General features: G+C 63.7%; 10 protein-coding genes. 9 read left to right on the top strand and 1 reads right to left on the bottom strand.

Going from position 1 to position 13,117, the window contains the following annotated elements:
* Positions 1–32: 32 nt before the first annotated feature.
* The 8 genes from P9236_RS10065 (at position 33) to P9236_RS10030 (ending at position 10,737) form a co-directional block, all read left to right on the top strand.
* Positions 33–1,700, top strand: a complete 1,668-nt coding sequence (locus tag P9236_RS10065; RefSeq protein ID WP_278074464.1) for an amidohydrolase — start codon at positions 33–35, stop codon at positions 1,698–1,700.
* Between the two features lie 145 nt (positions 1,701–1,845).
* Positions 1,846–2,946 carry an ABC transporter ATP-binding protein gene (locus tag P9236_RS10060; RefSeq protein WP_278074463.1) on the top strand — a complete coding sequence of 367 codons (1,101 nt, stop codon included), beginning with the start codon at positions 1,846–1,848 and terminating at the stop codon, positions 2,944–2,946.
* Positions 2,946–3,893, top strand: coding sequence for an ABC transporter permease (locus P9236_RS10055; protein WP_278074462.1), 948 nt, complete (start codon positions 2,946–2,948; stop codon positions 3,891–3,893). The genes P9236_RS10060 and P9236_RS10055 overlap by 1 nt, the downstream gene beginning before the upstream one ends.
* Complete coding sequence (locus P9236_RS10050; protein WP_278074461.1) at positions 3,886–4,698, top strand: ABC transporter permease; 813 nt, start codon at positions 3,886–3,888, stop codon at positions 4,696–4,698. Before P9236_RS10055 ends, P9236_RS10050 begins: the two co-directional genes overlap by 8 nt.
* Before the next feature lie 44 nt (positions 4,699–4,742).
* Positions 4,743–5,771 (top strand): extracellular solute-binding protein, encoded by a 1,029-nt coding sequence (locus tag P9236_RS10045; protein WP_278074460.1) that lies wholly within the window; start codon positions 4,743–4,745, stop codon positions 5,769–5,771.
* A 118-nt stretch (positions 5,772–5,889) separates the two neighbouring features.
* Positions 5,890–7,086: a serine hydrolase gene (locus tag P9236_RS10040; protein WP_278074459.1), complete on the top strand. Its 1,197-nt coding sequence runs from the start codon at positions 5,890–5,892 to the stop codon at positions 7,084–7,086.
* Positions 7,087–7,116: 30 nt separating this feature from the next.
* Complete coding sequence (locus P9236_RS10035) at positions 7,117–8,295, top strand: serine hydrolase (RefSeq protein WP_278074458.1); 1,179 nt, start codon at positions 7,117–7,119, stop codon at positions 8,293–8,295.
* Between the two features lie 123 nt (positions 8,296–8,418).
* The gene (locus tag P9236_RS10030) at positions 8,419–10,737 is read left to right on the top strand and encodes a Tex family protein (protein ID WP_278074457.1); all 2,319 of its coding nucleotides are present in this window, start codon (positions 8,419–8,421) and stop codon (positions 10,735–10,737) included.
* Here the strand turns inward: P9236_RS10030 and P9236_RS10025 are convergent, their stop codons facing one another.
* Entirely contained in the window at positions 10,738–11,649 is a 912-nt protein-coding gene (locus P9236_RS10025) for a LysR family transcriptional regulator (protein WP_278074456.1), read from the bottom strand.
* Positions 11,650–11,755: 106 nt separating this feature from the next.
* Here P9236_RS10025 and P9236_RS10020 point away from each other — a divergent pair, with 106 nt between their 5' ends.
* Positions 11,756–12,946: an acyl-CoA dehydrogenase gene (locus tag P9236_RS10020; protein ID WP_278074455.1), complete on the top strand. Its 1,191-nt coding sequence runs from the start codon at positions 11,756–11,758 to the stop codon at positions 12,944–12,946.
* Positions 12,947–13,117: the final 171 nt, after the last annotated feature.

The following is a 13,117-nucleotide window of genomic DNA, read 5'->3' as shown; positions in this document are numbered from 1 at the left end:
CTGTCGATCCCCCAGCAAAGTGTGGAGTCGCGATGTCGGTTGCAGATGGTGGCGCGGATCTGGTGGTCGTCAACGGCCGAGTGCTGACCATGGACGATGACAATCCCGCCGCCGAGGCTGTTGCCGTCAAGGACGGCGCCATCATTGCCATCGGCAGCCGCGCCTCCATCGAGGAACTCAAGCGATCCGCCACCAAGGTCATCGATGCCCAGGGCGGCTCCGTCCTGCCGGGCTTCATCGAAGCGCACATGCACCTGTTCGGCGGCGCGGCCGAGCTCGACAATCTGCACCTGGCGGGTGTCCATGGATTCGACGCGCTGCGCGACGCGATCCAGGGTTTCGCAGCGAAACGTCCAAACGCCAGGCTGTTGATCGGCGCCGGCGTCCATTACGCGATCCTGCCCGAGCCGGTGACACGCCATCATCTCGACCGCATCATTTCCGACCGCCCCTTCGCGATGTCGGCTTCCGATCACCACACGATGTGGGCCAATACCAAGGCGCTCGAAGAGGCCGGCCTGCTCAACGGCAAGCAGGTGGGGCCCGGCAACGAGGTCGTCATGGGCGCGGACGGGCTTGCCGCCGGCGAGCTGCGCGAGGGCGAAGCATTCGGACCGATCCTCGAGCATTTCGGGGCAAACCGCACACGGCTCGGCCTGACCGGCGGGGAGCCGGACCCCTATCCGTCGGCCGACGAACTGGCCGCCGACCGCGACCTCATGCATCGCGGGCTCGAGTGGTGCGCCAGGCACGGGATCACTTCGATCCAGAACATGGACGGCAATCTCTACCAGCTCGAGCTGCTGGCCGGGCTGCAGGAAGAGGGCCGGTTGCTTTGCCGCACGAAAATCCCGTTCCACTTCAAGAATTTCATGCCGCTGGACATGCTCGAAAAAGCCTCGCGCATGGCGTCGGCCTACAATTCCGAATGGCTGTCGTCCGGTATGGTCAAGGTCTTCTATGACGGCGTGCTGGACTCCTGGACCGCGGTGATGGTCGACGATTATGCCGACCGGCCGGGCTGGCGCGGCGAGCCGCTTTTTTCGCCCGGGCATTTCGCCGAGGTGGCTGTGGAGGCCGACAGGCGCGGCCTGCAGATCGCCGTGCACTCGATCGGCGACGGCGCCGTGCGCGCGGTGCTTGACGGCTATCAGGCGGCGCAGAAGAAGAACGGCAGGCGCGACAGCCGGCACCGCATCGAGCATATCGAGGTGATCACGCCGTCGGACGTGCCAAGGTTTGCCGAGCTCGGCGTGCTGGCGTCAATGCAGCCGCCGCATCCTCCTGGTGCGATGAATTTCCCGCTGGAGCCGACGGTCTCGCGCATCGGTCGCTACAAGTGGCCGCTGAGCTATGCCTGGCGCACGTTGAAGAACGCCGGCGCGCGGGTCGTCTTCGCATCCGACTGGCCGGTATCGCCGGTTGACCCGATGCTGGGCATCCAGGCGGCGGTGATGCGCAAACCTTGGGCAGAAGGCCTGCCGGACCAGAGCTTCTCCCTGCATGAATCGATTGCAGGCTACACGGTCGAGGGCGCCTATGCCGAGTTCATGGAACATCGCAAGGGTCGGCTGAAGACCGGATATCTCGCCGACATCGTGGTTTTGTCGGCCGACATCGAGGCGACAGCGCCGGAAGCGCTGCACGCGGTGCAGCCAGTCACCACGATCTGCGGCGGAAAGGTCACTTACCAAGTCTAAGCATGGCCGAACCCGAGGTTGTGGCATGGGAATTGCGTCAAAAAGTCGAGTAGCAGCTCCGCAGTTGCCAAGCCGGCTGGCTTATGGTGACAATCAAACAGGAACACACCTGCCGCCAAGAGTAGGCTCTCTCAATGGGGTAATCGTGCCGGAACAGCCGGGTAAGAACGCGATCGAAGTTCGCGGTGTACGCAAAGTATTTGGAACCGGTGAAAATCAGGTAGCCGCTCTCGACACGGTCTCGGTGTCGATCCGCGAGAACGAGTTTTTCACCCTGCTCGGCCCGTCCGGCTGTGGAAAGACGACGCTGCTGAGACTGATTGCGGGCTTCGATTTTCCAAGCGCCGGCGAAATTCTGCTGCACGGCCAGGACATCGCGCCGCTGCCGCCCTTCAAGCGCCCGGTCAACACGGTCTTCCAGAGCTATGCGCTGTTCCCGCATATGACGGTGGCGCAGAATATCGGCTTCGGGCTGGAGATGCTGGGCAAGCCGAAGGCCGAGATCGAGGCGCGCGTCACCCAGATGCTGAAGCTGGTCAAGATGGAGGCGCTGAAGGCACGCCGCACCAGCCAGATTTCCGGCGGCCAGCAGCAGCGTGTGGCGCTCGCCCGGGCGCTGGCGCCGCAGCCGAAAGTGCTTTTGCTCGACGAGCCACTGTCAGCGCTCGACTACAAGCTGCGCAAGGAAATGCAGATCGAATTGAAGCGCTTGCAGCACGAGACCGGCATCACCTTCATCTTCGTCACGCACGACCAGGAAGAAGCGCTGACCATGTCCGACCGCATCGCGGTGATGTCGGCAGGCAAGATCCTGCAGGTCGGCATGCCTCGCGACATCTACGACCGGCCGGCCGAGCGTTTTGTCGCCGACTTCATCGGCGAGACGAATTTCTTGGCTGGCACGGTGGTGTCGAAGAAGCCCGGCGTGGCGACGGTCAAATTCGCGAATAGTGCCACGATCGCCGCTGGCTATCCGGAAGGCTTCGAGCCGTCTGGCGAAGTCACGCTGGTGGTGCGTCCCGAGCATGCCGACTTGGTAGCCGATCCGGCCAAGGGCACGATCGCCGGCACGCTCTTCAACATCGTCTATTTCGGCACCGACACGCATTATCACGTGAAGCTCGACGGCGGCGAAAACTTCATCGTGCGTCACCAGAACAGCCGTTCGAGCCCGGTCACCTACGAGACCGGCGCGAAAGTCGGCATCCAGTTCGAGGAGGACGCGGCCCGCGTCCTAAAAGACTGATGACGACAGCCACACTCTCCACAACCACACTCTCCAGGGCCGCATTGTTCGAAGCCCAGGCGGTGAAAGCCGGCGCGCGGCGCAATCGGCTGCTGTCCCTGCCGGCGCTGATCATCATCGGCATTTTCGGCGTGCTGCCGCTTCTCATCATCTGCGTCTATTCGTTCCTGGTCGCCGCGCCCTATGGCGGCGTGCAGTGGCAGCTCTCGACGGACGCCTATCTGAACTTCTTGTTCCAGCGCGACATATTCGACGACACGCTGCAGTTCACGCCGGACTTCCTGATCATCTATCTGCGCTCGTTCCTGTTCGCCGTGGTGACGACGGTCATCTGCCTGCTGCTCGGCTTTCCGACGGCTTATTTCATGGCGACGCGGCCGCCGGCGCAGCGCAACTGGTGGGTGCTTCTGATCACCATCCCGTTCTGGTCGAACCTCCTGGTGCGCACGTTGGCGATCATGTTCATCATCCGCGACGAAGGACTGATCAACAACGCACTGCTGGCCTTGGGCGTGATCGATAAGCCGATCACCATGCTCTACACCAATTTCGCCATCCAGCTCGGCCTGCTCTATGCCTTCCTGCCGTTCATGGTGCTGCCGCTCTACTCGAGCCTGGAGAAGCTCGACTTCCGGCTGATCGAGGCGGCCTACGATCTCTACGCGACGCGCCGGCAGGTGCTGTGGCGGGTGATCATCCCGTTGTCCAAGCCCGGCATCATCGCCGGCTGCCTGCTCGTCTTCATTCCCGCCCTCGGCGCCTATGTGACGCCGCTGATCCTGGGCGGCGGCGTGCACCTGATGATCGGCGACCTGATTGCCCAGCAATTCGGATCGGGGCGCAACTGGCCGCTCGGCTGCGCGCAGGCGCTGATCCTGATGGCCGCGGTCCTGGTGGCGCTCTACTTCTACGTCCGCAACACGTCGGGGAAGGTGCAGCATGGCTGAGCCCCGCACCATCGACATCAAGGACCAGCCCGGCTTCCGCTCCATCGCCCTCATCTGTCTGCTGGTGCTTTACGTGCCGGTGCTGATCCTGATGGTCTTCTCGCTGAACAGCGGCTCGCTGGTCACGCATTGGGAAGGCGTCACCCTCGGCTGGTACGGCAGCGCGCTGCTCAACGAGGAATTCCACAGAGCGGCTCGCAATACGCTGATCATCTCGATTACCGCGACGATCGTCTCGACCATCTGCGCGACGCTCGCGGCAATCGGCATGACAAGGGTGAAGCCATGGCGTGGGCTCGCCGCGGCCTTCATGGTGATCAACCTGCCGCTGATGGTGCCGGAAATCATCACTGCGGTGGCGACGCTCTCCTTCTTCGCGTTGATCGCAGGCACGTTCGGGCTGAATTTCGGTATCGGCAATCTGATCCTCGCCCACACCGTGTTCTGCATTCCCTTCGCCTATATGCCGATCCGGGCGCGGTTGGAGGACATGGACCTGACACTGGAATATGCCGCGGCCGACCTCTACGCGACACCTTGGAATGCCTTCAAGCGCATCACGTTGCCGCTCCTGGTTCCCGGTATCATGTCGGGCGCGGCACTCGCCTTCATCGTCTCCTTCGACGATTTCACCATCACGCAACTTGTCGCCGGCCCCGGCCAGACGACGCTACCCCTCTACATCTGGAACCAGATTCGGCGGCCGATGACGCCGGAGATCAACGCCATCTCCACCATCCTGCTTTTGGTGTCGATCCTGTTCGTCTCCGTCTCGTTCCTGATCGCGCGCCGACGTGCAAAATGACCATGAGCTCCAACACAACAATGGGAAGGCAAGGAGAACATAAAATGTCTGGAAAACTGATGGCGGCCGTTTCCGCGGCCGTGCTGCTATGGGCCGTGCCGGCGCTCGCCGACGGCGAACTGCACATCTACAACTGGGGCGACTACACCAACCCGAAGCTGGTCGAGAAGTTCGAGAAGCAGTACAACATCAAGGTGACGTTGGACGACTATGATTCCAACGAAACCATGTTGTCCAAGGTGCGCGCCGGCAATTCCGGCTACGACATCGTGGTGCCGTCCGACTACACCGTGAAGATCATGATCGAAGAGGGCCTGCTGGAAAAGACCGAGCCCAACGCGATGCCGAACGGCAAGAACATCGATCCGCGCTTCGTCGATGTCTATTGGGACAAGGGTCGCCACTACACCGCGCCGTGGCAGTTCGGCACGACGACCTTCTCCGTGAACATGGACAAGTTCAAGGGCGACATCAATACGCTGGCCATCCTGTTCGATCCGCCGAATGAGTTGAAAGGCCAGATCAACGTGCTCGATGATGTCAACAGCGTCATGCACGCGGCCGAGCGCTATGCCGGCGTGCCGCGCTGCGGCGCCGATAAGACCAATCTGAAGAAGGTCAACGACTTACTGATGGCCGCCAAACTGTCATGGAAGACCTTCAGCTACGACACCATCACCAAGATCACCTCCGGCGACGTGATCGTGACCGAACAGTGGAACGGTGCAGCCTACCGCTCGCGCCAGAAGATCCCGGCGATCAAATATGCCTATCCGAAGGAAGGCGTCGAAGGCTGGATGGACAATGTCGCGGTGCTGAAAGGCGCCAAGAATCTCGAGAACGCCAAGCTCTTCCAGGATTTCGTCATGGCGCCTGAGAACGCAGCGCTCATCTCGGAGTTCGCCGGCTATGACAACGGCATCGCCGGCAGCCACAAATTCCTGCCGGCGGAGTTCGCCAACTCGCCGGAGATCAGTCCGCCGGCCGGTTCGCCGACGCCGGAATTCGTGCCGCCATGCCCGCCGGACGTGGTGGAGATCTACAACAAGATCTGGACCAACCTGCGCAAATAGCTCCGGCATGAAGCATGAAGGAGGGGAGGCTCCGGCCTCCCTTTCTTTTGACTGTTTCTGCGCATGTAGTTTCCGCAAAACCGCTGCCCTTTTGAGCGACATGCATCGGGAGGATTTGATGACCTCTTATCGCAACTCCGATCCGCGGCCGCCGATCATGCAGGGCTCGCCGCCGAAGCTGATCCCTCCGAAGCTCGATTGGGACAGAGGCCCTTGGAATCGCTGGGCCTTTCAGAACATCCGCGAGGTCCTGCCGACCGTCGAGGTCTGGCGCGGCCACGGCCACCGCCATCGCCTCGACCGTGCCGAGGTCGATCTCGACGATCTGCCGGTGAAGGACAGCGCAGGTGCTACGACGACGCTCGCCAGCCTGCTCGACGAGACCTATACGGACGGCTTCCTGGTGCTCAAGGACGGCAGGATAGCCTATGAGCGTTACTTCAACGGCATGGACGAGCGCACGCTGCATCTGTCGCAGTCGATGGCGAAGTCGGTCACCGGATCGGTGTTCGGCATCCTGGTCGGGCGCGGCCTGATCGACCCGGCCAAACTGGTGACCGATTATCTTCCGGAGCTCGGCGCGACCGCCTGGGCCGGCGCCACCGTGCAGCAAGTGCTCGACATGACGACAGGCGTTCGTTTCTCCGAGGAGTATAGCGATCGCTATTCCGAGATCGGCCAGGTCGATGTCGCCAGCGGCTGGAAACCGGTGCCGCCGGGCAGCGCCCCCGATTTTCAATGGCCGACGCATATGTTCGAGCTGATCCTGCGGCTGAAGGACAAGGTGCGTGAACATGGCGCGGCCTTCGAATACCGCTCGATCGAAACCGATGTGCTTGCCTTCATCATGGAGCGGGTGACCGGCAAGCGGTTGGCGCAGCTGGTCTCGGAAGAGCTGTGGCAGAAGCTGGGCGCCGACGAGAGCGCCTGCTTCACCGTCGACAGCGCCGGCTATGCGCTGGCCGAGGGCGGCTTCAACGCGACGCTGCGCGACTACGGCCGTTTCGGCCAGCTGATCCTCGACAATGGCGGCGGGGTGATCCCAGCCGACTGGATCGAGACGACGCGCACCGGCAGGCACGGGCCGGATTTCAGCCCCAGCCTGCCGCAAGGCAGCTACCGCAACCAGTTCTGGGTCGAGGATCCGCACTCGCGCTCGCTGATGTGCTGCGGCGTATTCGGGCAGCTGATCCACATCGACTGGGACAAACGGATGGTCGTGGTCAAGCTCTCGACCTATCCGGATTTCACCAACATCGCCTATTCGGTGGCGACGCTGAAGGCCGTGCACGCCATCGCGGCGGCGCTCGCCTGAAAATCTGCGACAAAACACCCGGAGACAATCGTGACCGGCAAGACTGCGTTCGAGACCAAATACGGCTTTGCCCGCAAGGATGTGCGGCTCGACAACTGGCGGCTGAGGCCGTTCAGCCAATGGTCGTTCCAGAACGTCGGCGAGCTTGTCCCGTCGGTGCATGTTGCCGCGGCGCCCGGCGGAGAGGCGCAGGCGAAGCCTCTCGGTGCGCTGCTCGAAGAAAAGGTCTCGCTTGCCGGCGGGCCCGAAACCGTCGAGGCTTTCCTCAAACGCTCCGACACCGACGGGCTGGCGATCATGAAAGGCGGCAAGCTGGTCGGCGACTGGTCGGCACCGCAGATGGCGTTCGGAGCGCGGCACATCATCTTCTCGATCAGCAAGTCGGTGACCGCCATTCTTGCCGGCATTCTGGAAGGCGAGGGGGTATTCGATCCTGAAGCGCCGGTAACGCGGTACATCCCGGAGGCCAAGGGGTCGGCCTATGGCGATGCCAGCGTGCGCAACGTGCTCGACATGACGGTCAGCCTGGATTTCGAGGAGGCCTATCTCGATCCGGAAAGCGCCTTTGCCCGCTACCGTCGCGCGACGCTGTGGAATCCCGGCGGTGGAGCTGAAAGTCTCACGACCTTCCTGTTGACGCTCCAGCGTCTGGCCGAGCCGCATGGCCAGACCTACCGCTACCGCTCGCCCAATTCGGATATGCTCGGCATCCTGGTGGAGCGGGCATCCGACAAGCGCGTCAGCGACCTGCTCGGCGAGAAACTGTGGCTGCCGCTGGGGGCCGCGAGCGAAATGTCGGTGACGGTCGACATGGAAGGCACGGCGCGCACCGCCGGCGGCATGTCGATGACGCCGCGCGACCTTGCCCGGATCGGCGAGATGATGCGGCAGGGCGGGGTGGCCAATGGCCGCCGCATCGTGCCGGAGGCCTGGGTGCGCGATACGGTTGCCGCCGGCGGCAGCTATGAGGCGTGGCGGCGTGGCACGATGGCGTTCCTCTTCCCCGAAGGCCGCTATCGCAACAAGTGGTACCAGATGGGCACGGCAAGCGGCGCCTTCTGCGGCATCGGCATCCACGGCCAATGGATCTACGTCAACCCCCGGGACGAGGTGGTGGTCGCCAAGATGTCGTCGCAGCCGGAGCCGGTGGACGACAAGCTCGACCTCGATATCGTCGCGTTTTTCGAGGCGCTGAGCGGCATGGTTTGAGCCGCTCCGACGGTTCGTGCTCACGGCTGTTTCTTGTGGACCTTTCCGCCGGCTGAGAACAGCGCGGTTGGCGGGCGGAGTGTCCCGGCCTATGGTCACCGCTCTTTTTCGACAGGGACCAGCATGGCATCGGATATCAAGCGCATCGCAGCAATCATCGCGGCCGAGATCGGCTCGCGGCCGGAGCAGGCGGCAGCGGCGATCGGGCTGCTCGACGAAGGCGCCACAGTGCCGTTCGTGGCGCGTTACCGCAAGGAGGTCACCGGCGGGCTCGACGACACGCAGTTGCGCGATCTTTCCGAGCGGCTTGCCTATCTGCGCGAGCTCGATGCGCGCCGCGAGACGATCCTCGGCTCGATCCGCGAGCAGGGCAAGCTGACCGAGGAACTCGAGGCAAAGATCGCGGCGGCGGCGACCAAGGCCGAGCTGGAGGACATCTACCTGCCCTATAAACCCAAGCGCCGCACCAAGGCGGAGATCGCCAAGGAACGTGGGCTCGGGCCGCTCGCCGAGGCGATCCTTGCCGACCGTTCGGCGGTGCCGGCAGAACTCGCGCTCGCCTACCTCACGGAGGAGGTGCCGGACGCCAAGGCGGCGCTCGAAGGGGCGCGCGACATCCTGTCGGAGCAGTTCGCCGAGAATGCCGACCTGGTCGGCAAGCTGCGAGGCTATATGAAGGAACGCGCCTTCCTGCGTGCCAAGGTCGTCGACGGCAAGCGGGAAGCCGGCGCCAAATTCTCGGACTATTTCGACCATGTCGAGCGTTGGGCGGGCGTTCCCAGCCACCGCGCCTTGGCAATGCTGCGTGGCCGCAACGAAGAGGTGCTGTCGCTCGACATCGAGGTCGATGCCGACGACGCCTCGCCGGTGAAGCCCGTCGAGCGTATGATCGCCAACGCCTATGCGATCGGCGCCAGCCTGCCGGGCGACAAATGGCTGATGGAGGTGGCCGGCTGGACCTGGCGGATAAAGCTGTCGCTGCACCTGACGCTCGATTTGATGCGCGACTTGCGCGAACGGGCCGAGGAAGAGGCGATCCATGTCTTCGCCCGCAATCTGAAGGACCTGCTGCTTGCCGCTCCCGCCGGCTCGCGGCCAACCATGGGTCTCGATCCGGGCATCCGCACCGGCGTCAAGGTGGCGGTGGTCGACGGCACCGGCAAGCTGGTGGCGACGATGACGGTCTATCCGTTTCCGCCGAGGAACGATGTGCGCGGCACGCAAGCCGAACTCGCCGCGCTCATCCGCCAGCACAAGGTGGAACTGATCTCGATCGGCAACGGCACCGGCAGCCGCGAGACCGAGAAGCTGGTGGCCGACATGCTGTCGGACCTGCCCGCCGCTTCCGGACCGAAGCCGCTCAAGGTGATCGTCAGCGAGGCGGGCGCCTCGGTCTATTCCGCTTCGGCCACGGCGGCAGCCGAATTCCCCGGTCTCGACGTGTCGCTGCGCGGCGCGGTGTCGATCGCGAGACGCCTGCAGGATCCGCTGGCCGAGCTGGTCAAGATCGAACCGAAGTCGATCGGCGTCGGCCAGTACCAGCACGATGTCGACCAGTACCGGCTCGGCCGCTCGCTGGAAGCGGTTGTGGAGGATGCGGTCAATGCCGTCGGCGTCGACCTCAACACGGCGTCGGCGCCGTTGCTGGCGCGCGTTTCGGGATTGGGACCGTCGCTTGCCGAAGCGATCGTTGCGCATCGTGACGCCGGCGGTCCCTTCGCGACGCGCCGCGATCTGTTGAACGTGGCCCGCCTCGGGCCACGCGCGTTCGAGCAATGCGCCGGCTTCCTGCGCATTCCAAACGGCACCGAACCGCTCGACGCTTCCTCGGTTCACCCGGAAGCCTATGGCGTGGCGAAGAAGATCGTCGCCGCCTGCGGCCGCGACGTGCGTTCGTTGATGGGTGACAGTGCCGCGCTCAAGGCGCTCGACCCGCGCGTCTTCGTCGACGAGCGCTTCGGCCTGCCGACGGTGCGCGACATCATTGCGGAATTGGAAAAGCCTGGACGCGATCCACGCCCCGGCTTCAAGACGGCGACCTTTGCCGAAGGCGTCGACGACATCGAGGATTTGAAACCCGGCATGCAGCTCGAAGGCACGGTCACCAATGTCGCGGCCTTCGGCGCCTTCGTCGACATCGGCGTGCACCAGGACGGGCTGGTGCATGTCTCGCAACTGGCCGACCGCTTCGTGAAAGACGCGCACGAGGTGGTGAAGGCGGGCGACGTCGTCAAGGTGCGGGTCGTCGATGTCGACATCAAGCGCAAGCGCATCGGGCTGTCGATGCGCAAGGATGGCGGCGAGGGCGCGTCACGCGGCGGTCAGCGCGATCAGGGCGGCAAACCGGCGCCGCGCTCGTCGGCACCGCGTTGGCAACAGGAACGACCGGCGCAGCAGGGCGCCTTCGGTGCTGCTTTGGCGGAGGCGATAAAGCGCAAATAGCTACCACGCCAGAACAGCCGGTTCCTTCTCGACTTGACCTAGCAGCCAGTTGCGAAAGCTTGCGACCGGCGGATGACCGCGTTTGTCGTGCGGCACGACGAGATAATAGGCGCTGCGGCTCTGCATCGGCAGGCCGGGCGCCGGCACGAGCTGGCCGCGCTGCAATTCTCCGGCAATCAGGATTTCCGGCAGCAGCGCCACGCCGAGCCCGGCCATGCAGGCTTGAGCGACAGTGCCGAACTGCTCGAACTGCATGCCTGGTCCGGTCGGTGCGCTGAGGCTCTGCGCTTCGAACCATTCGCTCCAGGCGCCCGGGCGCGTCGCCATGTGCAGCAGCGGCAAGCGGCTGATATCGGCCGGCGTGGCGATCTTGCGGCTGGCCAGGAATTCGGGCGAAACGACGGGCATCACCGTCTCGCGCATCAAAAGCGTGCAATCGGCGTCCGGCCAGTCGGGCATGCCGTGGTGGATCGCAGCGTCGAGCCGCTCGCGGGCGAAGTCGAAGCGGCTGATGCGCGTGGCGAAGTTGATGGTGATATCCGGGTGGCGGGCGACGAAATCCGGGATCAGCGGCATCAGCCAGCGCGTGCCGAAGGTCGGCAGGATGGCAAGGTTGAGGACGCCGCTATGCCGATTGCTCATCAATCCAAGCGCTGCATCGCGTAACAGACCGAGCGCCGAGCGAACCGCCTCGGCGTAGATCTCTCCTGCCGTCGACAGTCGGACGTTACGGCTGTCGCGCTCGAACAGCCGGCGGCCGAACTGTTCCTCCAGAAGAGCGATCTGCCGGCTGACGGCACCTTGGGTCAGATCGAGCTCGCGGGCGGCTGCGGTGAAGGAGCCGAGGCGCGCCACCGCCTCGAAGGCGGCAAGTGCGGCGGTGTTTGGCAGGAGACGGCGTTGGAGGTTCATGATCTATTACTAACGCTCATTGATCTATGATGCAATTTTGTTTGATTTTTTCGATGTGGAGGCGGATAAGCCGGGCATCTCAAGAATATGCCGGGAGTCCAAGGTCATGGCCGCCGAGAAGAATGCCTTCGTGTGGAACGATCCTTTCCTGATCGAGGACCAGCTTTCCGAGGACGAGCGCATGGTGCGCGACGGCGCGGCCGCGTTCGCCGCCGACAAGCTCGCGCCGCGGATCGAGGAAGCCTATGCCGACGAGAAGACCGATCCGTCGATTTTTCGCGAGATGGGCGAAGCCGGCCTGCTCGGCATCACCATTCCGGAGGAATATGGCGGGCTTGGCGCCAACTACGTGACCTACGGGCTGGTCGCGCGTGAAGTCGAGCGGATCGATTCCGGATATCGTTCGATGATGAGCGTGCAGTCGTCGCTGGTCATGTATCCGATCCATGCCTACGGCTCGGAAGAGCAGCGCAAAAAATACCTGCCGAAGCTGGCCTCCGGCGAATGGATCGGCTGCTTCGGCTTGACCGAACCGGATGCCGGCTCCGATCCGGGCGGCATGAAGACGCGCGCCGAGAAGACGGCGAACGGCTACAGGCTTTCGGGCTCAAAAATGTGGATTTCCAATGCGCCGATCGCCGACGTCTTCGTCGTCTGGGCAAAGTCGGCTGCGCATGACAACCAGATCCGCGGCTTCGTGCTGGAAAAGGGCATGAAGGGGCTCTCGGCGCCGAAGATCGGCGGAAAACTCAGCCTCCGCGCGTCGATCACCGGCGAGGTGGTGATGGAGGGCGTCGAAGTGGGCGAAGAGGCATTGCTGCCCAACGTCTCGGGCCTGAAGGGACCGTTCGGCTGCCTCAATCGGGCGCGCTACGGCATTTCCTGGGGCGCGATGGGCGCGGCCGAGGATTGCTGGCACCGGGCGCGGCAATACGGCCTCGACAGAAAACAGTTCGGCAAGCCGCTCGCCGGCACGCAGCTGTTCCAGAAGAAGCTCGCCGACATGCAGACGGAGATCACGCTCGGGCTGCAGGGCTCACTCAGGGTCGGGCGGTTGATGGACGAGGGCAAGATGGCGCCGGAGATGATCTCCATCGTCAAGCGCAACAATTGCGGCAAGGCGCTCGACATCGCCCGCCAGGCCCGCGACATGCATGGCGGCAACGGCATCCAGATCGGCTACCACGTCATGCGCCACGCCCAGAACCTGGAGACGGTGAACACCTATGAGGGCACGCATGACGTGCACGCGCTGATCCTGGGAAGGGCGCAGACGGGCATTCAAGCGTTTTTCTAAGCCAGCACTTTCGTCATACTCGGCCTTGACCCGAGTATCCATGCCGTGACGTGGAGGCGTCTCTGCGGTGCGGAAATTTCGGCGCGGAAGCGCGATGGGGTTTGTTTGCACCGCTGTGTTCTTCGGCTGACGTAACGGAATGGATCCTATGGTCTGCGCGCGTCGCTTCGC

Source organism: Mesorhizobium sp. WSM4884 (genome assembly GCF_029625675.1).
Lineage (GTDB): Bacteria > Pseudomonadota > Alphaproteobacteria > Rhizobiales > Rhizobiaceae > Mesorhizobium.
Note: the sequence above shows the minus strand (reverse complement) of the source record. Positions and strands in the feature narration are given on the sequence as shown.